The following is a 17,287-nucleotide window of genomic DNA, read 5'->3' on the forward strand; positions in this document are numbered from 1 at the left end:
GTGTTCGGCGAGAAACCTCGTACTCGGCGCATGTGCCGCCCGCCTGCGGGGGTGACGGGAAGCCGGCGGCCTGCGGAGGTGGGACCGCCTGCCCCAGCCACGGCGCCCGACGTTGCCGGCGGCGAAGGTGGACGACGGCGAAGGGTGGGTCACCCCGCAACCGGGACGCCGCGGCGCAGGTTCCGGCTGCCCGTGCGGGCGCTTCCGTGGGCCGTAGGGTGATCCAGTGAGCGCCACCTCTGCCCCTCTGCCTGGCCCCGACGCCTCGTCGCCCGTGCCGCCGTCGGTCCGCTCGGCCGCCTCCTGGTCGTGGCGGCTCCTCGCGATCGCGGGGGCACTCGTCGTCATCGGGTACCTGGCGGTCGTCTTCAAGGTCATCGTCGTGCCGGTCGCGATCGCGCTCATGCTCACGGTGCTCCTCACGCCCGTGGTGCGGTTCTGCGAGACCCGCCTCCACTTCTCCCGTGCGCTCGCGTGCGCCGCCGCGCTCGTGGGGCTGATCGTCGTGGTGCTCGCACTCGTCGCGGCGGCCGGGGGCTCCATCGCGTCCGGCTTCGCCGACCTCAAGGACCAGGCGCAGGCGGGCTTCGACGAGTTCATGGACTGGCTCCGGACGGGCCCGCTGAACCTCGACTCCGCTGACATCACCCGGTACGCCGACACCCTGACCAAGTCGCTGTCGTCCAACACGAGCACCTGGGTCTCGGGCGCGCTCGGCGCCGCGGTGACCGTGGGGCACGTCGCCGCCGGCACGCTCATCGCGCTCTTCTGCACCTTCTTCTTCCTGCACGACGGCCGGACCATCTGGGGCTGGGTCGTCGGCCTCCTGCCGCTCGGGGTCCGCGACCGGGTGCACCAGGCCGGACGCCGCGGCCTCGTCACCCTGTCCGCCTACACGCGCACGCAGATCCTCGTGGCGCTCGTGGACGCCGTCGGGATCGGACTCGGGGCGGCGATCCTGGGGGTTCCGCTGGCGCTGCCGCTCGCGATCCTCGTCTTCGTCGGGTCGTTCGTGCCGATCGTCGGCGCGGTCGTCACGGGTGCGGTGGCGGTGGCGGTCGCGCTGGTCGCGAAGAGCTGGGTGATCGCGCTGATCATGCTGGGCGTCGTCCTGCTCGTGCAGCAGATCGAGGGGCACGTGCTCCAGCCGTTCCTCATGGGGCACGCCGTGTCGCTGCACCCGGTGGCGGTACTGCTGTCGGTCGCGGCGGCGTCGTTCGTGGGCGGCATCGTGGGGGCGCTGTTCGCGGTGCCGCTCGTCGCCGTGCTCAACACCGTGACGCTCTACCTGCACGGGCACGACAAGTTCCCGGAGCTCGGGACCGACGACCACCTCACCATCCGGGGGCACGACACCTCGGACGACGGGCCCGCCGGCCTGGTCCCGCCCATGGTCGCGCGCGCCGAGCGGGACCTCCCGGGCGCCGAGGACGGGACGACGGCGTCGTGACCGCCGCCGTACCCGGCCCGGCCCCCGTGACCCTCGCGGAGGTGCGGGCCGCCGCGGAGCTGCTCGACGGCGTCGTGCGGCGGACCCCCGTCCTCGCCTCGCGCGCCCTGTCCGACGCCGCCGGGACGCCGGTGCTTCTCAAGGCGGAGAACCTGCAGCGCGCCGGGTCGTTCAAGGTCCGCGGCGCGTACGTGCGCATGGCGCGGCTCTCCGAGGAGGAGAAGTCGCGGGGCGTCGTCGCGGCGAGCGCGGGCAACCACGCGCAGGGCGTGGCGCTCGCGGCCCGCCTGCTCGGGCTGCGGGCCGTGGTCTACATGCCCGTCGACGCCGCTCTGCCCAAGATCGCGGCCACGCGCGACTACGGCGCCGAGGTCCGCCTCGTGGGGGCGTCCGTCGACGAGGCGCTCCTGGAGGCCCGGGCGGAGTCCGAGCGGACGGGTGCGGTGCTCATCCACCCGTTCGACCACGCCGACGTCGTCGCCGGGCAGGGCACGCTCGCGCTCGAGCTGCTCGAGCAGGTGCCGGACGTGCGCACGGTCCTCGTGCCCGCGGGCGGCGGCGGGCTCGTGGCGGGGATAGCGACGGTGCTGGCCGAGCTGGCGCCCCAGGTCCGGGTCGTCGCGGTCCAGACGCAGCGGGTGCCCGGCTTCGCAGAGTCGCTGCGCGCGGGCCACCCGGTCGCGGTACCCGTGAAGCCGACGATGGCCGACGGCATCGCCGTCGGGCGCCCGGGCGACGTCCCGTTCGCGGTGCTGCAGCGCCTCGGCGTCGAGGTGCGGGAGGTCTCGGAGGAGGACCTGTCCCACGCGCTGCTGCTGGTCGCGGAGCGGTCGAAGCTCGTCGTCGAGCCCGCGGGTGCGGCCGGCGTCGCGGCGCTGCTCGCGGCGCCCGGGCACGGCGACGAGGTGCCGTTCGAGGGGCCCGTGGTCGCGGTGCTGTCCGGCGGGAACATCGACCCGCTGGTGCTGCTCCGGGTGATCCGGCACGGCATGGTCGCCGCCGGGCGCTACCTGAAGATGCGGGTCATGCTCGACGACCGTCCCGGCGCCCTCGCGCACCTGCTCGGCGAGCTCGCCGGCCTGGGCGGGAACATCATGCACATCGACCACACCCGGACCGACGTCGGACTCGGGCTCAACGACGTGTGGGTGCCCATGCAGATCGAGACCAAGGGCCCCGAGCACTGCGACGCCCTGGTGTCGCGGCTGCGGGAGGTCGGCTACCGGGTGGTCCGGGACTGATCCCGCCAGCTTCGCGAGCACGGGATCGTGGCTCGTCGAGGACGGGGTGCGCGTCCGTCAGCGCGAGCTGACGGGCGCCGAGCCCGTGTTCGGCGCCGGGGCTGTGGCGCCAGGCGGTGGGGCCGGGGCGGGCCGTCAGCGCTGGGTCGCGGTGCGGGCGACCTGCTCGAGCGGGTCGAGGGCGTCGGTGACGGCGCGCAGCTGGTCGGCGTCGAGGCCGGCGATCAGCTCGGCGACGATCCCCGCGCGCTCGGTGCGCACCTCCTCGACGACCTCGAGACCGGCGTCGGTGAGGTGCAGGAGGACGGAGCGGGCGTCGTCGGGCGCGGGGCTGCGCTCGAGGAGGCCGCGGGACTCCAGCAGCGCGACCATCCGCGTCATCGCGGGTGCGCCGACGCGCTCGACGCGCGCGAGGTCGCTCGGCCGCTGCGGGCCGAGCCGCTCGATCGTCGCCAGGGTGGAGAAGTGGCCGGCGGACAGGTCGCCGTGGGTCGGGCGGATGCGTCGCGCGATGCGTCCGACGACGACCGCGAGCCTGGCGGCGACGGCCGTGGGGTCCGGGGTGGTGCTCACGCGGGCGATCCTCCCACGTGGGGCTCGTCGGTGCCGACTCCGCCCGCGCCGCCTCGCGCCACGGCGGGCCCCTCGGCCCGGGCCGCGACGGCGGCCGCGACGGAGCGGTCCTCGCCCGGCTCGGCCGCGGCGTCGGACGCACCGGACGCCGGTCCGGAGGCGACGTCGTCGTGCACGTAGCGCTTGCCGCGGAACAGGGACGCGACCGCGCCCACGAGCGACATCGCGGCGGCGACGCTGAACACGACGACGAGGCCGTGGTGGAAGGCGTCGGAGATGAGCTGGGGGAAGAACTCCTTGCCGACGAGGGCGTCCTGGTCGGCCTGCGGGAGCTGCTGCAGCGTGTCCGTGCCGACGAGCGACTGGATCGGGTTGTAGCCGAGGAACGCCGCGAACAGGCTGCCGACGGGCGGGAGCTGCGAGATCTGGTCGGCGACCTGGGCCGGGACGTGGTGCTGGGTCAGGCCGGTGCGCAGGGCGTCGGGGAGCGTCGACGCGAGGCCGACGATCATCAGTGAGAAGAAGACGCCGATCGACAGCGAGGACCCGGCGTTCTGCACCGTGCCCGCGACGCCCGACGCCGCGCCGCGCTCGCTCGCGGGCACCGCGTTCATGATCGCCGACCGGTTGGGCGCCCCGAACATGCCCGACCCGATGCCCGACAGCAGCGTGATGATCGCGAACTGCCAGTACTCGAAGTTCACGGGCAGGAAGATCAGCGCGACGAACGTCCCCGCGACGATCAGCAGGCCCCCCGACGCGAAGCCGCGCGCGCCGAACCGGTCCGACAGGGTCCCCGACAGCGGGCCGGCGAGCAGGAACCCGATGGTGATGGGCAGCAGATAGATGCCCGCCCACAGCGGGGTGTCCTCGTAGTTGAAGCCGTGGCGGGGGAGCCAGATGCCCTGAAGCCACATGATGAGCATGAACTGCAGGCCGCCGCGCCCGATCGATGCGAGCAGGCCCGCGAGGTTGCCCATCGAGAACGCGCGGATGCGGAACAGGCGCATGTCGAGCATCGGCGCCTTGACGCGCAGCTCGACGAGCACGAACACCACGAGCAGCGCGATGCCCCCGAAGATCGCCGACAGGACCCACGGGTTCGTCCAGCCGGTCGAGCGTCCGCCGTAGGGCTGGATCCCGTACGTGATGCCCGTGAGCAGCGCGGTCAGCCCGAGCGCGAACGTCAGGTTGCCGGGCCAGTCGAGCTTGCCGGGGTTGCGGGTCCCGGTCTCGTGGAGGGACCGGTAGGACCAGATCGTGCCGATGATGCCGATGGGGACGCTGACCCAGAACACGGCGCGCCAGTCGACGACGGCCAGCAGGCCGCCCACGAGCAGGCCGATGAACGATCCCGCGATGGCGGCGACCTGGTTGATGCCGAGGGCCATGCCGCGGCGGTCGGCGGGGAACGCGTCCGTGATGATCGCGGTGGAGTTGGCGAACAGCATCGCGCCGCCCACGCCCTGGACGATCCGCCAGATGATGAGCCACATGGCGCCGTGCCCGCCCTGGAAAGGGTCGAACGACAGCAGGATCGAGCCGAACGTGAAGACGACGAAGCCGAGGTTGTAGACGCGGACCCGTCCGAACATGTCGCCCAGCCGCCCGAAGCTGGTCACGAGGACCGCCGTCACGAGCATGTAGCCCATGAGGATCCAGAGCAGGTAGCTGACGTTGCCCGCCTGGAGCGGGTCGAGGTCGATGCCCTTGAAGATCGCCGGCAGCGAGATGAGCACGATCGACGCGTTGATCGTCGCCATGAGCATGCCGAGCGTGGTGTTGGACAGCGCGACCCACTTGTAGCGGGGGTGGTCCTTGGGCAGGAAGAGCGAGCGCGAGTTCACGGGTCTCCGGGCGTCACGATGCGGGCAAAGTTGCAATATGCCAAGCAGTTTACGCCCGGAGCGGAAGGCGCCGGAGGTGTCGTCCGGATCGTGGCCCGACGCGTCGTCGTGCGCGGAGCCGCGGTCCCCGCGCAGGACGACGCCCGGCCGCCTCCGTGCAGGGAGGAGACCGGGCGCCGTCGTGGACCGAGGGTCGGGGGTCAGCCCTGGAAGGGCTTGGCGGCGACGATCTCGACCGGGATCTCGTTCCCGTTCGGGGCCGTGTAGCTGGCGGAGTCGCCCACCGTCTTGCCGTTGATCGCGGCGCCGAGCGCCGAGCCCGGCGAGAACACGTCGATGTCGGTGGTGCCGGCGATCTCGCGCGAGCCGAGCAGGAACACCATCTCGTCGCCGGCGACCGTGGCCGTGACGACCATGCCGGGCTCGACGGTGCCGTCGTCGGGCGGCGTGCCGATCTGGGCGGTGCGGAGCTTCTCGGTGAGCTCGCGGATCCGGGCCTCGTTCTTGGCCTGCTCCTCGCGAGCCGCGTGGTAGCCGCCGTTCTCCTTGAGGTCGCCCTCGTCGCGCGCGGCGGCGATGCGCTCGGCGATCTCGGTGCGTCCAGGGCCGGAGAGGCGCTCGAGCTCGGCCTGGAGCCTGTCGTGAGCCTCCTGGGTCAGCCAGGTGACGGAGGTGTCGGTCACGGTTCGCTCCTTCCTACGAGGGCGTGTCGTCGCGGTGGGTTCCGCGGGGTGATGAGAATCACGCGTGCAGCCCGGTCGGGCGGCACGCGCTGAATGTCCCAGGTTATCAAATCGGGCGCGGGGCGGTCGGACGTCCGCCCCTGGAGCGTCAGCCGGCGGTGCGGCAGGAGTCGGCGACGCCGGTCACCGCGCGCTCCGACGTGGCCACCGTCGTCGTGTACTGCGTGACCTGCTCGTCGGCCGCGGGGATCTGCACGTCCTTGCTCCCGACCTGCGCGTGCGCGTCGTTGAGCGCCTCGATCGTGCAGACCACGGGCGTCCCGCTCTTCGCGGTGACGCTGAAGGTGACCTCGACGCTCTGCGCGTCCTTGACCGAGTACCCGTACGTCTCGACGCTCACCGACGTGCCCTGCGCGAGCCCGAACCACACGAGGACCCCGATGGCGGCCGCGACGACGACGGACAGCACGACGATGAGGACGGTGCGGCGTCGTCCGGGCCCGGTGGGCGCGGAGCCGTACCGCCCCGGGGGGAGCGCGGTGGCGGTCATGGACCCATTGTCTCCGACTATCCTCGACGGTGTTCCCAGGTGGGTCCGCACGGACCCGCCCGCCTGTCCGGGCCCGGCGCGCGTCGCGCGGAGCCCGCCGTCCCCTGGAGCCGCACGTGACCGTCGCACCCGAGAGCGGTGGCGCCCCTGAGCGGCTGCGCCTCCTGGCCGTGCATGCCCACCCCGACGACGAGTCCAGCAAGGGAGCGGCGACCACCGCCCGTTACGCGGCGGAGGGCGTCGACGTCCTGGTGGTGAGCTGCACGGGCGGCGAGCGGGGCGACGTGCTCAACCCGTCGTTCGGCCCCGGCCCGACGACGCTCGAGGGCATGCGCGACCTGCGCCGCAGCGAGATGGCGCGGGCCCGCGAGGCGCTGGGCGTGCGGCAGCAGTGGCTCGGCTTCGTCGACTCGGGTCTGCCCGAGGGTGACCCGCTGCCGCCCCTGCCGGAGGGCTGCTTCGGGCTGGAGCCCCTCGAGGTCGCGGCCCGTCCGCTCGTCGAGCTGGTCCGCGAGTTCCGCCCGCACGTCATGACGACGTACGACCCGAGCGGGGGCTACCCGCACCCCGACCACGTCATGTGCCACAAGGTCGCGTTCGAGGCGTTCCAGAAGGCGGGCGAACCGTCGTGCTACCCCGGCGCCGGCGCGCCGTGGGAGGTGTTCAAGCTGTACTACAACCACGACTTCTCCCTGACCCGGATGCGCACGATCCACGAGGCGATGGAGGGCCAGGGCCTCGTCTCGCCGTTCGGCGACTGGATCGAGTCGCGCGCGGCGCGCGAGATCCCCGAGCGCCCGGTGACGACGCGTGTGGAGGTGTCCGCCTACTTCCCGCAGCGCGACGCCGCGCTGGTCGCCCACGCGAGCCAGATCGACCCGCAGGGCTTCTTCTTCGCGGTGCCGCGCGACCTCGAGGCCGACGTGTGGCCGTGGGAGGAGTACGAGCTCGCCGAGTCGCGCGTCCCCGCGACGCTCCCCGAGGACGACCTGTTCGCCGGCGTCCGGGACCTGGTCGGCGCGGCCGGGCAGGACGGCACGCGCGCGGCCGCGGGGGAGCAGGCATGACCGGGCGGCTGGCCGGGATGGCCTGGCAGCTCGCGGCGGCCGCGACGCCGGGCCCGAACGACGACCTCGAGACGACCGGCGGCGGCGGCAAGGACAGCTTCGCGTTCTTCGTCGTGTCGATCCTGCTGGCGCTCGCGTGCATCGGGATCGGCCTGCTCATGGCGCGGCAGCTCCGTCGCATGAACCGCAACTACACCCGCAAGGTCGAGGACGGCGAGCTCGAGCCCGAGCACGACCGTCCGGCGTCGGGCATCGCGACGGCGCAGAACCCGGAGGGCTGGCGCGGGCCCGACTCGTCCGGCAGGGGAGGCGGCGGTCGCGGCGGCGCGGGCGCCGGCGGGACCGGCGCCGGTGCGGACGACCCCGGCGCCCCCGACGCGCGGTCCTGAGGCTGACCGTGGCGCCCACCGTGCCCGAGCGGCCCGAGGACAGGCCGGCGCCCGTCGCGCTCCGGCTCACCCTCGCCCAGGTCGCGTCGACGCGCGACGGCGCCACGAACCTCGCGCTCGCGCGTGACGCGGTCCGCAGGGCCGCGGAAGACGGCGCGCACGTCGTCGTGCTCCCCGAGTACGCGTCGGCGTTCGACCCGCGCGGCCCGGATCCGGTGCTCGCGGAGCCGCTCGACGGACGGTTCGTCGAGGGGCTGCGGGCCGCCGCGCGGGACGCGGGCGTCGCCGTCGTGGCGGGGACCACGGTCCCCGGTTCCGACCCGGCGCGGGCGGTGAACGTCGTCGTCGGCGTGGGGGCTGACGGCGCGCTCGTCGGCGGGTACCGCAAGGTGCACCTGTACGACGCGTTCGGCCAGCGCGAGTCCGACCGGCTGGAGCCGGGTGCGCCGTCGGCGCCGCCGCTGGTGCTGGACCGGACCGCCTGGGCGCCGGACGCGACCACGCGGTCGCCCGGCCTGTTCGCCGGGGTGCTCACCTGCTACGACCTGCGGTTCCCCGAGTCCGCGCGGCGCCTCGTCGACGCGGGTGCCGACGTGCTGCTCGTGCCGGCCGCCTGGGCCGCGCCGTCGAGCCTGGGGCGTACGGCCGAGCGCGAGCTCAAGGCCGACCACTGGCGCACGCTGCTGCGCGCGCGGGCTATCGAGAACACCGCGTTCGTGGTGGGAGTCGGGCAGTGCGGCCCGGGCGTGCTGGGGCGCTCGGTCGTCGTCGGGCCCGACGGCGACGTGCTGGCCGAGCTCGGCGAGGACCCCGCGTGCGTGACCGTCGAGCTCGACCCGCGGCGCCTCGGCGAGGTCCGCGCGGCGAACCCGTCCCTCGTCAACAGGCGCTACGTCGTCGTCCCCCGCTGAGCGCGACCCCCCGGCCGCGTCCTTCGGAGCTCGCCGTCAAGCGGCGACGGCGACGATCGCGATCGCGGTCGCGTGGCACGCGAAGCCCACGACGGTGAGCGCGTGGAAGACCTCGTGGAAGCCGAACCAGCGCGGGCTGGGGTTCGGCCGCTTGGTCCCGTAGACGACCGCGCCGAGCGTGTACGCGAGGCCGCCCGCGGCGACGAGCCAGACGACGGCGGGGCCGCCCGTGCGCCAGAACTGCGGGAAGAACCCGACGGCCACCCAGCCGAGCGCGACGTAGATCGGGACGTAGACCCAGCGGGGGGCGCCGAGCCAGAACACGCGGGCGAGCAGGCCGAGCAGCGCGCCCGACCACACCGTCCACAGCAGCGCGACGGCCGTGCCGTGCGGCAGGAGCATCACGGCGAGCGGGGTGTAGGTCCCGGCGATGATGAGGAAGATGTTGGAGTGGTCGGCGCGGCGCAGCGCGGCGGCCACGCGGGGCGACCAGGTGCCGCGGTGGTAGACCGCCGACGTTCCGAACAGCAGGCACGCGCTGAGCCCGAACACCACGCACGACCAGCGCGGTGCGCCGGCCGGGGCGAGGCACACGACGACGATCGACAGGGCGAGGACGAGCGGGAACGCGCCCGCGTGGATCCACCCGCGCAGGCGGGGCTTGACGGCCCGGGCGACGGTGCCGGCGGCGTCGGACACGGCGTCCGTCACCGCGTCCGTGACCCGGTCCAGGTGGAGCGGGGCGGAGGGGGTGCGGGCGGGGTCGACGGGCCGGGCCACGGGGCCTCCTGGGGTCGGGCGACGCTCGGACGGCAGTCCGGGCAGGTAACCTACGCCATCGTAGGTTACGGTCGCGTAGGTGGTCCAGCGGCGCGGGCGGCCTCGTCGGCTCGGGTACCGTGTCACCGGGGTGTGAGCGAGATGCGACCCGGGGCGTGACCTGGCCCCGGACGACCGGCGAGGAGGGCCCGTGCGGCTGCCGAACGTGCTGTACGGCGTCTACGAAAAGCGTCTGGCCCGGTCGCTCCCGCCCAGCAGCATGCCCCGCCACGTCGGCGTGATCCTGGACGGCAACCGCCGCTGGGCGCGGTCGTTCGGCGAGACGGCGGCCACCGGCCACCGGCGCGGCGCCGACAAGATCGAGGAGTTCCTCGGCTGGTCGGAGGAGCTCGGCATCGAGGTCGTCACACTCTGGATGCTGTCCACGGACAACCTCGGTCGGCCCGCGAGCGAGCTGCAGGACCTGCTCGACATCATCAACGACGCCGTCGGCGAGCTCGCTGACACCGGCGAGCGCACGGGCCGCTGGCGCCTGCGGGTCATGGGCCGCCTGGACCTCCTGCCCGCCGCGACCGCCGAGGCGCTGCGCGAGGCCGAGGCGCGCACGGCCGCCGTGACGGGCGGGCTCCAGGTCAACGTCGCGATCGGCTACGGCGGCCGCCACGAGATCGCCGACGCCGTCCGCGACCTGCTGCGCACGCGCGCCGCGGAGGGCGCCACGCTCGAGCAGGTCGCCGACGACCTCGACGTCGAGCACATCCAGGCCCACCTCTACACGAAGGGCCAGCCGGACCCGGAGCTGCTGATCCGCACGTCGGGGGAGCAGCGCCTGTCGGGCTTCCTGCTCTGGCAGTCGGCGCAGTCGGAGTTCTACTTCTGCGAGGCGTACTGGCCGGACTTCCGGCGGGTCGACTACCTGCGCGCCCTGCGGGCCTACTCGACGCGCGAGCGCCGGCTGGGGAAGTAGGCATGGTCCCGTCCGACGGCCCGACCGACCCCAGGCGCGCCGTCGAGACCTGGGAGGCCCTCTTCCGGGCCCAGGTCGCGGTGGTGCGCCGCCTCGGCGGCGACGACATCTGGCACGACGTGTCGTTCCGCGAGTACGACGTGCTGTTCACGCTGCGGTCGCGGCCCGGCCACGCCGCCCGCCTGCGGGACCTCGCGGCGCTGAGCCTGCTCAGCCAGCCGTCGCTGTCCCGCATGGTCGACCGCCTCGAGGCGCGCGGGCTCGTCGCCCGCGAGGCCGTGCCCGACGACGCCCGCGGCACGCTCGTCGTCCTCACCGAGGAGGGTGCGCGCGTCCAGGGCGAGGCGGGCCGCCGGCACGCGGAGGCGATCGCCGCCTACGTGGGCGGCGCGCTCGACGACGCCGACCTGGACGCGCTGCGTCGGCTCACGCTCAAGCTGTCGGAGGCCCAGGCGTCGATCCCGGACGTGCGGCGCGACCGCTCGGGCTGACCGCGTCGGCGTCGGCGTCGCCTTCCCCGGCCGGCGGCGCGACGGCGTCGGCCAGCGCGTCGAGGAACCGCACGACCGCCGCCGACTCGGCGCGGTCGAGGGATGCCGCGACCTCGCGCATGCGTGCGTGCATGCCGCCCAGCGTGTCGTGGACCTCGGTGTGCACGTGGTCGGTGAGCTCGATCCGCAGGCCGCGCCGGTCCGCGGGGTTCTGGACCCGCCGCAGGCGCCCGGCGGTCTCGAGGCGGTCGAGCAGCTTGGTCGTCGACGCGGTGGAGATGCCGAGCTCGCGGCTGAGGTCCCGGGGCGCGACGGCCCGGTGGTCCTTCTGCGCGGCGGCCAGGTACCGGACGGCGCGCAGGTCGGTCTCGTTCATGTCCATGTCGCGCTGGAGCTTGCGGCGCATGGCCTCGTCGGCGCGCAGGAACCGGCGCACCGCGTCCAGGGTCCGGGCCTCGCCCCACCCGTCGCGGGGGTACCAGTAGCTCGGGGACGAGTCCGGCTGGGGCCGCGGGCTGCGTCCGGGTCGCGTCATGCCGTGAGTCTACGACGGCTTGTAACTAGCCTGGCTAGCAACTAGCCTGGCGACCCATGAGGCGATCACCAGACGCTGCGCCGCTCGCGCCGGCACCGCTCGAGGCCGACGAGGTCGTGCTCGTCGACGAGCGGGGGCGCCCGTGCGGGACCGCCCCGCGCGACGGCGTCCACGGCCGGGAGACGCCGCGCCATCTCGCCTTCTCGTGCCATGTCATCGACGCGTCGGGGCAGGTGCTGGTGACCCGCCGGTCGCTCGCCAAGCGGAGCTGGCCCGGCGTCTGGACGAACGCGTTCTGCGGCCACCCGCGCCCGGGCGAGTCCGTCGTGGCCGCCGCCGTCCGCCGCGGCGTGGAGGAGCTCGGGCTCGAGCTCTCGCGACCGCCTCGCGTCGTGCTGCCGGACTTCACCTACCGGGCGGTCGACGACGCGGGCACGCAGGAGAACGAGCTCTGCCCCGTCCTGCTGGCCACGGTCGCGGGCGACGGCCCGGAGCTCGCGCCCGACCCGTCCGAGGTGGCGGCCTGGCGCTGGGTGGCGCCGGGCGACCTCGCGGCGGCGGTGCAGGCCGCGCCCTGGGCCTTCAGCCCCTGGTCGGTGGCCCAGCTGGAGGAGCTGGCGCGCGATGCCTGAGAGCGGGTTCGCTCCGGCGGCCGACGCCGACCTCGTCGTCGAGCTGGAGACCGAGCTGCAGCGCAGGCTGGACGACGCCCGCTCCAGGGCGCGTGCCGCCGGGCCCGGCGCGGAGGCCCTGTGGGACGACGTCCGGGACGCCACGCTCGGCGGCAAGCGGCTGCGCCCGCGCCTGCTGCTGGCGACGCACCGAGCGCTCGGGGGGACCCAGGACGAGGCGGCGCGACAGCTCGCCTCCGCGTTCGAGCTCCTGCACACCGCGTTCTGCCTCCACGACGACGTCATCGACCGCGACACGGAGCGGCACGGCCGGCCCACGGTCTCGGCGCGCTACACCGCCGGGGCCCGCGCCGCCGGCGCCTCGGCCGGTCAGGCCGAGGCGTGCGGCGTGGCCGCGGGCGTGCTGGCGGGTGACCTCGCGCTGACCCTGGCGATGCGCCTCGTCGCGACGGCCCCGGTCGCTCCGGCGACGCGGGAGCGCCTCCTGGACCTGCTCGACGGCGTCGTGCAGCGCTCGGCGTCCGGCGAGCTCGACGACGTCCTCGCCGTCGTGGAGCCGGCCCACGCCCGGCTCACCGACGTCCTGCGGACCGCGTCCCGCAAGACCGCCGAGTACACGGTCGTCGCTCCCCTCGTCGTGGGCGCCGAGCTCGCCGGGGCGTCAGGCGGCCTCGTCGACCTGCTGCGGGTCGCCGGTCGCAGCCTCGGCGTGGCGTTCCAGCTGCAGGACGACGTCCTCGGCACGTTCGGCGACGAGCGCCTGACGGGCAAGAGCATCCGCAGCGACCTCGCCGAGGGGAAGGTCACCGCGCTGGTCGTCCTTGCCCGGCGCACCGCCGCGTGGCCCGAGGTCGCCGCGCACCTGGGCGACCCGTCCGTCACCGCGTCCGACGCCCGGCGGGTGCGTTCGGTGCTCGAGCGCGCCGGGGTCCGCGCAGAGCTCGAGGGGCTCGTCCGCCAGTACGCCGAGCACGGTGCGGGCCTCCTCGCGGACCCGGTCGTGCCGCCGCCGCTGCGGGCCGCCCTCGAGCCCTACGCCCGGTCCGTGGTGGCGAGGGTCCGATGAGCGTCGCGCTGGAGCGGTACGGTCTCGCGTCGCAGCGCGCGTCGCAGCAGGTCATCCGCACCTACTCGACGTCGTTCGCGCTCGCCTCGCGGCTGCTGCGGGGGCGCGTGCGCGACGACGTCGTCGCGGTCTACGCGCTCGTCCGGCTGGCGGACGAGGTCGTCGACGGCGCGGCGAGCGACGCGGGCCTGGCGGTCGCGGGCTGCCGGGCGGCGCTCGACGCGCTGGAGGCCGAGACGCTCGCGGCGATGGGGTCGGGGTACTCGACCAACCCGATCGTGCAGAGCTTCGCGGAGGTCGCGTGCCGGGTCGGTCTGCCGCCCGCGCTGGTGGGCCCCTTCTTCGCGTCGATGCGGGCGGACCTCGACGTCCGCGTCCACACCGCGGAGTCGTTCCGCACGTACGTGTACGGGTCGGCCGAGGTCGTGGGGCTGATGTGCCTGCGGTGCTTCCTCGCCGACCGCACGGGCGCCGCCGTCGCCCGCCCGGACGAGGATCGCCGGCTCGAGGCCGGGGCGCGCGCGCTCGGGGCGGCGTTCCAGAAGGTCAACTTCCTCCGCGACCTCGGCGACGACGCCCGCGGCCTCGGGCGGCGGTACTTCCCGGGTGTCGACCCGGAGCACCTGGACGCGGCGACCCGCGACGCGCTCGTCGCCGACGTCCGGCGCGACCTCGCGCGGGCGAGGGCGGTCGTGCCGCTCCTACCGCCGAGCTCGCGGGCCGCGGTGCTCGCCACGCACGCGCTGTTCCTCGAGCTCGCGCGGCGTCTGGCCCGCACCGAGCCGGCTGCCATCGTCGCGAGCCGGGTCCGCGTCCCCGACCCGGTCAAGCTCGCCCTCACCGCGCGCGCCGTGGTCGAGGCCGGGCTCATGGGCGGGCACGCATGAGCCGCGTCGTGGTGATCGGCGCCGGCACGGCCGGCCTCGGGGCGGCGGCGCTGCTGGCTCAGGACGGGCACGACGTGACCGTGGTCGAACGACGGCACGTCGTGGGCGGCAGGGTCGGCGTGTGGCGCGAGGGCGGGTTCACGTTCGACCTCGGGCCCTCGTGGTACCTCATGCCGGAGGTCTTCGAGCGCTTCTTCACGCTGCTCGGCACGAGCGCCGACGCCGAGCTCGACCTGGTCCACCTGCCCACCGCGTTCCGGGCGTTCTTCGACGACGCCCCGCCGCTCGACGCCACCGACGACGTCTCCCGCACCGTCGCGGAGTTCGAGTCCCGCGAACCCGGGTCCGGCGCCCGCCTCGAGACCTACCTGAGGTCGGCCGAGCGTACCTACCGCACCGCGGTCGAGCGGTTCCTCTACACGGACTTCGCCACCCCGCGCGAGGTCGCCCGCCTCGTCCGCGGGCTCGGTCCTCGGGAGCTCGCCGACCTGCTCGGCCTCGTCAGCTCGTCGCTGTGGCGCCGGACCGGACGGGTCGCGCGCGACCGCGGGCTGCGCCAGGTGCTGGCGTACCCGGCGGTGTTCCTCGGCGCCTCGCCGTACCGGGCTCCCGCGCTGTACCACCTGATGAGCCACCTCGACCTGGTCGAGGGCGTGCGCTACCCCCGCGGCGGGTTCGGCACGCTCGCGGCGGCGCTGGAGCGGCTCGCGCTCGAGCGCGGCGTGCGGATCCGGACGGACACCGAGGCGGTCCGGATCGTCGTGCAGCCGGCGCGTGACGGCGGACGCGTCCGGCGCCTGGCCGGACGGCCCCGCGGCACCCTGCGGGGCGTCGTCGTGCGCGACGGGCGGACGGGCGCGGTGGAGCGGATCGACGCCGACGTGGTGGTCGCCGCCGGCGACCTGCACCACACGGAGACCCGGCTGGTGCCCGCGCCCTACCGCACCTACCCGGAGCGCTGGTGGCGACGGCGCGACCCCGGGCCGGGGGCCGTGCTCGTCTGCCTGGGCGTGCGGGGCCGGCTCGACGCGCTCGCCCACCACTCGCTCGTCTTCACGCCCGACTGGAGGGCCAACTTCGACGCCGTCTTCGGACACCCCGGCGCCCTGCCTGACCCCGCGTCCTACTACGTGTGCCGCCCGAGCGCGACGGACCCCACGGTCGCGCCGGCCGGGCACGAGAACCTCTTCGTCCTCGTCCCCGTGCCCGCCGACCCCGGACTGACCCCGGACGACGCGCGGGTGACGGCGCTGGTCGACCGGGTCCTCGCCGACCTGGCCCGCCGGACCGGCGCGCCCGACCTGGCCGACCGCGTCGTCGTGCGCCGGGTGCTCACGCCGTCGTGGTTCGCCGAGAACCTGCACGCGTGGTCGGGCGGTGCGCTCGGGCCCGCGCACACGCTGCGCCAGTCGGCGCTGCTGCGTGGGCGGAACGCCTCCGCCCGCGTCGACGGGCTCGTCTACGCGGGCGGCTCGACGATCCCGGGGGTGGGCCTGCCGATGTGCCTGATCAGTGCGGAGCTGGCGGCGGCACGGGTCACGCGCGCCGCCTCGGCGGGCGCCACCGAGGCGGTGCGGTCGTGAGGGGCGCCTACCTCCTGGCCCTGCTCGTCAGCCTCGCGGGCCTCGGCGTGCTGGACGCGCGGTTCAGGCTGGTCCTCGCTCGCGACCTGCGGCGCGGGCTGGCGACCCTCGGCACCGGGCTGGCCGCGTTCCTCGCCTGGGACCTCGCCGGCATCGGCCTGGGGATCTTCCGGCGCGGGGACGGGCGCTGGTCGACGGGCGTCGAGATCCTCCCGCACCTCCCGGTCGAGGAGCCCGTCTTCCTCGTCCTGCTCTGCTACGTCGCGCTCGAGCTCGTCGAGATCGCCCGCCGCGTGACGGACCGGGGACGAGGCCGCCACGCCCGGCCTCGAGCCTCCGCCCGGGGGGTGCCGCGGTGAGCTACCTGCTGCTCGACCTCGTCGCGCTGGCGGTGCTGTCGGTCCCGTTCGGCCTGGCGTGCAGGCGCTGGTCCCGGCAGGGCGAGCTGGCCCACCGGCTGGGAGCCCTCGCGCTCGCCGCGCTGGCGCTCGTCGTCGTCACCGTCGTCTTCGACTCCCTCATGATCGCGGCGGGTCTGTTCACCTACGACCCGTCCGCCCTCGTCGGGCTGCACGTGGGGCGGGCGCCCGTCGAGGACCTCGCCTACCCCGTCGGCGCGGTCCTCCTGCTGCCCAGCGTCTGGGAGCTGCTCCGCCCCGGCGGCGCACCACCGGGCCGCGACCACCACGACGACAGGACCGCGCCATGACCGCGACCGCACCGGCTCGCGCGCACGCGAGCGTCCGGGAGCTCCTCGTCGCCTCGCGTCCGCTGAGCTGGATCAACACCGCCTTCCCGTTCGCCGCCGCCCTGCTCCTCAGCAGCCGGCACGCCGGCGCCCTGCTCGTCGTCGGGACGTTCTTCTTCCTGATCCCGTACAACCTGCTGATGTACGGCGTGAACGACGTGTTCGACCACGAGTCCGACGAGCGCAACCCGCGCAAGGGCGGCGCCGAGGGAGCGCTGCTCGCCACCTCGAGCCTCCGCTCCGTCCTGCACTGGTCCATCGGCCTCGCCGTGCCCTTCGCGGTGGCCGTCCCCATCCTCGCGGAGGTCGAGCGGCCCGGGCGGGGCGGCTGGACGGCGGTGGCGCTCGCGGTCGTCCTGTTCGCGGTCGTCGCGTACTCGGCGCCCGGGCTGCGGTTCAAGGAGCGTCCGGTCCTGGACTCGGCCACGTCGAGCACCCACTTCGTCGGGCCCGCCGTCGTCGGACTGGTCGCGGGCGGCGCAGAGCCGACGAGGACCGTCCTCGCCGTCGTCGTGGCGTTCTTCTGCTGGGGCATGGCCGCGCAGGCGTTCGGCGCGGTGCAGGACGTCGGACCGGACCGCGAGGCCGGCATCGCGTCGGTCGCGACGGTGCTCGGTGCGCGGCGGACCGTGCGCGCGGCCGTCGCCCTGTGGGTCGTCGCCGGCCTCGTGGTGCTGCTCGCGGGCGTCCCCGCGGCGTGCGCCGCCGTGCTCGTCGTCCCGTACGTCCTCGCCGCGTGGCCCTACCGGGACGTCCCGGACGCCGACGCCGCGCGGGCGAACCGGGGCTGGCGCGCGTTCCTCCGCCTCAACTACGTGTGCGGGTTCGGCGTCTTCTGGCTGTGCTGGTGGGCCTGGGTGAGCGGCGGCTGACGGGTCCGGGGCGCC

The 17,287-nt window shown here is 74.8% G+C and carries 20 protein-coding genes; 14 read left to right on the plus strand and 6 right to left on the minus strand.

Going from position 1 to position 17,287, the window contains the following annotated elements; genetic code table 11:
- Positions 1 to 226 precede the first annotated feature (226 nt).
- Both ACLQ14_RS08860 and ilvA read left to right on the plus strand, forming a co-directional pair.
- Positions 227 to 1,450, plus strand: coding sequence for an AI-2E family transporter (locus ACLQ14_RS08860; protein ID WP_425812042.1), 1,224 nt, complete (start codon positions 227 to 229; stop codon positions 1,448 to 1,450).
- Positions 1,447 to 2,691, plus strand: coding sequence for a threonine ammonia-lyase (gene ilvA / locus ACLQ14_RS08865; protein WP_425812045.1), 1,245 nt, complete (start codon positions 1,447 to 1,449; stop codon positions 2,689 to 2,691). Before ACLQ14_RS08860 ends, ilvA begins: the two co-directional genes overlap by 4 nt.
- Before the next feature lie 135 nt (positions 2,692 to 2,826).
- On the opposite strand, the gene ACLQ14_RS08870 is transcribed toward ilvA, so the two are convergent.
- The 4 genes from ACLQ14_RS08870 to ACLQ14_RS08885 all read right to left on the minus strand — a co-directional run bounded on the left by ACLQ14_RS08870 (position 2,827) and on the right by ACLQ14_RS08885 (position 6,344).
- Positions 2,827 to 3,264, minus strand: coding sequence for a MarR family winged helix-turn-helix transcriptional regulator (locus tag ACLQ14_RS08870; protein WP_425812047.1), 438 nt, complete (start codon positions 3,262 to 3,264; stop codon positions 2,827 to 2,829).
- Positions 3,261 to 5,111, minus strand: coding sequence for an MFS transporter (locus ACLQ14_RS08875; RefSeq protein ID WP_425812049.1), 1,851 nt, complete (start codon positions 5,109 to 5,111; stop codon positions 3,261 to 3,263). Before ACLQ14_RS08875 ends, ACLQ14_RS08870 begins: the two co-directional genes overlap by 4 nt.
- A 200-nt stretch (positions 5,112 to 5,311) precedes the next feature.
- Entirely contained in the window at positions 5,312 to 5,794 is a 483-nt protein-coding gene (greA, locus tag ACLQ14_RS08880; RefSeq protein WP_425812051.1) for a transcription elongation factor GreA, read from the minus strand.
- A 148-nt stretch (positions 5,795 to 5,942) separates the two neighbouring features.
- Entirely contained in the window at positions 5,943 to 6,344 is a 402-nt protein-coding gene (locus ACLQ14_RS08885; protein WP_425812053.1) for a DUF4307 domain-containing protein, read from the minus strand.
- Between the two features lie 116 nt (positions 6,345 to 6,460).
- On the opposite strand from ACLQ14_RS08885, the gene mca reads away from it, so the two are divergent.
- From mca to ACLQ14_RS08900, 3 genes are read left to right on the plus strand one after another with little or no spacing between them, the layout of a single operon-like run.
- The gene (mca, locus tag ACLQ14_RS08890) at positions 6,461 to 7,411 is read left to right on the plus strand and encodes a mycothiol conjugate amidase Mca (protein ID WP_425812055.1); all 951 of its coding nucleotides are present in this window, start codon (positions 6,461 to 6,463) and stop codon (positions 7,409 to 7,411) included.
- On the plus strand, positions 7,408 to 7,800 hold the full coding sequence (locus tag ACLQ14_RS08895) for a hypothetical protein (RefSeq protein ID WP_425812057.1): 393 nt from the start codon (positions 7,408 to 7,410) through the stop codon (positions 7,798 to 7,800). The genes mca and ACLQ14_RS08895 overlap by 4 nt, the downstream gene beginning before the upstream one ends.
- A gap of 8 nt (positions 7,801 to 7,808) precedes the next feature.
- On the plus strand, positions 7,809 to 8,711 hold the full coding sequence (locus ACLQ14_RS08900) for a carbon-nitrogen hydrolase family protein (RefSeq protein ID WP_425812059.1): 903 nt from the start codon (positions 7,809 to 7,811) through the stop codon (positions 8,709 to 8,711).
- 36 nt (positions 8,712 to 8,747) lie between these two features.
- On the opposite strand, the gene trhA is transcribed toward ACLQ14_RS08900, so the two are convergent.
- Complete coding sequence (gene trhA, locus ACLQ14_RS08905; RefSeq protein ID WP_425812061.1) at positions 8,748 to 9,491, minus strand: PAQR family membrane homeostasis protein TrhA; 744 nt, start codon at positions 9,489 to 9,491, stop codon at positions 8,748 to 8,750.
- Between the two features lie 190 nt (positions 9,492 to 9,681).
- Between trhA and ACLQ14_RS08910 the strand changes: the two genes are divergently transcribed.
- A complete protein-coding gene (locus tag ACLQ14_RS08910) occupies positions 9,682 to 10,458 on the plus strand; it encodes an isoprenyl transferase (protein WP_425812063.1) in 777 nt (258 codons plus the stop codon).
- A 2-nt stretch (positions 10,459 to 10,460) separates the two neighbouring features.
- Positions 10,461 to 10,949: a MarR family winged helix-turn-helix transcriptional regulator gene (locus ACLQ14_RS08915; protein WP_425812065.1), complete on the plus strand. Its 489-nt coding sequence runs from the start codon at positions 10,461 to 10,463 to the stop codon at positions 10,947 to 10,949.
- Here the strand turns inward: ACLQ14_RS08915 and ACLQ14_RS08920 are convergent.
- Positions 10,891 to 11,484 (minus strand): MarR family winged helix-turn-helix transcriptional regulator, encoded by a 594-nt coding sequence (locus ACLQ14_RS08920; protein ID WP_425812067.1) that lies wholly within the window; start codon positions 11,482 to 11,484, stop codon positions 10,891 to 10,893. The two genes, ACLQ14_RS08915 and ACLQ14_RS08920, sit on opposite strands and share 59 nt — an antisense overlap.
- Positions 11,485 to 11,540: 56 nt before the next feature.
- Between ACLQ14_RS08920 and idi the strand changes: the two genes are divergently transcribed.
- The 7 genes from idi to ACLQ14_RS08955 are packed head-to-tail and all read left to right on the plus strand — an operon-like array spanning position 11,541 to position 17,272.
- Entirely contained in the window at positions 11,541 to 12,116 is a 576-nt protein-coding gene (gene idi, locus ACLQ14_RS08925) for an isopentenyl-diphosphate Delta-isomerase (protein ID WP_425812069.1), read from the plus strand.
- Positions 12,109 to 13,182, plus strand: coding sequence for a polyprenyl synthetase family protein (locus tag ACLQ14_RS08930; RefSeq protein WP_425812071.1), 1,074 nt, complete (start codon positions 12,109 to 12,111; stop codon positions 13,180 to 13,182). The genes idi and ACLQ14_RS08930 overlap by 8 nt, the downstream gene beginning before the upstream one ends.
- Positions 13,179 to 14,069, plus strand: coding sequence for a phytoene/squalene synthase family protein (locus ACLQ14_RS08935; RefSeq protein WP_425812073.1), 891 nt, complete (start codon positions 13,179 to 13,181; stop codon positions 14,067 to 14,069). Before ACLQ14_RS08930 ends, ACLQ14_RS08935 begins: the two co-directional genes overlap by 4 nt.
- Positions 14,066 to 15,652, plus strand: coding sequence for a phytoene desaturase family protein (gene crtI, locus ACLQ14_RS08940; RefSeq protein WP_425812075.1), 1,587 nt, complete (start codon positions 14,066 to 14,068; stop codon positions 15,650 to 15,652). Before ACLQ14_RS08935 ends, crtI begins: the two co-directional genes overlap by 4 nt.
- Complete coding sequence (locus ACLQ14_RS08945; RefSeq protein ID WP_425812077.1) at positions 15,649 to 16,011, plus strand: lycopene cyclase domain-containing protein; 363 nt, start codon at positions 15,649 to 15,651, stop codon at positions 16,009 to 16,011. Before crtI ends, ACLQ14_RS08945 begins: the two co-directional genes overlap by 4 nt.
- Positions 16,008 to 16,361, plus strand: a complete 354-nt coding sequence (locus tag ACLQ14_RS08950; protein WP_425812079.1) for a lycopene cyclase domain-containing protein — start codon at positions 16,008 to 16,010, stop codon at positions 16,359 to 16,361. The genes ACLQ14_RS08945 and ACLQ14_RS08950 overlap by 4 nt, the downstream gene beginning before the upstream one ends.
- Complete coding sequence (locus tag ACLQ14_RS08955) at positions 16,358 to 17,272, plus strand: prenyltransferase (protein ID WP_425812081.1); 915 nt, start codon at positions 16,358 to 16,360, stop codon at positions 17,270 to 17,272. The genes ACLQ14_RS08950 and ACLQ14_RS08955 overlap by 4 nt, the downstream gene beginning before the upstream one ends.
- Positions 17,273 to 17,287: the final 15 nt, after the last annotated feature.

It is taken from the genome of Luteimicrobium sp. DT211, from assembly GCF_049844995.1.
Lineage (GTDB): Bacteria > Actinomycetota > Actinomycetes > Actinomycetales > Cellulomonadaceae > Luteimicrobium.

What these genes read in the sequence shown, in the direction of transcription:
- ACLQ14_RS08930 (WP_425812071.1), top strand. Translation starts at nt 12,109, where the DNA reads ATGCCTGAGAGCGGGTTCGCTCCGGCGGCCGACGCCGACCTCGTCGTC.
- ACLQ14_RS08935 (WP_425812073.1), top strand. Translation starts at nt 13,179, where the DNA reads ATGAGCGTCGCGCTGGAGCGGTACGGTCTCGCGTCGCAGCGCGCGTCG.
- crtI (WP_425812075.1), top strand. Translation starts at nt 14,066, where the DNA reads ATGAGCCGCGTCGTGGTGATCGGCGCCGGCACGGCCGGCCTCGGGGCG.
- ACLQ14_RS08885 (WP_425812053.1), bottom strand. Translation starts at nt 6,344, where the DNA reads ATGACCGCCACCGCGCTCCCCCCGGGGCGGTACGGCTCCGCGCCCACC.
- ACLQ14_RS08955 (WP_425812081.1), top strand. Translation starts at nt 16,358, where the DNA reads ATGACCGCGACCGCACCGGCTCGCGCGCACGCGAGCGTCCGGGAGCTC.
- idi (WP_425812069.1), top strand. Translation starts at nt 11,541, where the DNA reads ATGAGGCGATCACCAGACGCTGCGCCGCTCGCGCCGGCACCGCTCGAG.
- ACLQ14_RS08895 (WP_425812057.1), top strand. Translation starts at nt 7,408, where the DNA reads ATGACCGGGCGGCTGGCCGGGATGGCCTGGCAGCTCGCGGCGGCCGCG.
- ACLQ14_RS08915 (WP_425812065.1), top strand. Translation starts at nt 10,461, where the DNA reads ATGGTCCCGTCCGACGGCCCGACCGACCCCAGGCGCGCCGTCGAGACC.
- ACLQ14_RS08920 (WP_425812067.1), bottom strand. Translation starts at nt 11,484, where the DNA reads ATGACGCGACCCGGACGCAGCCCGCGGCCCCAGCCGGACTCGTCCCCG.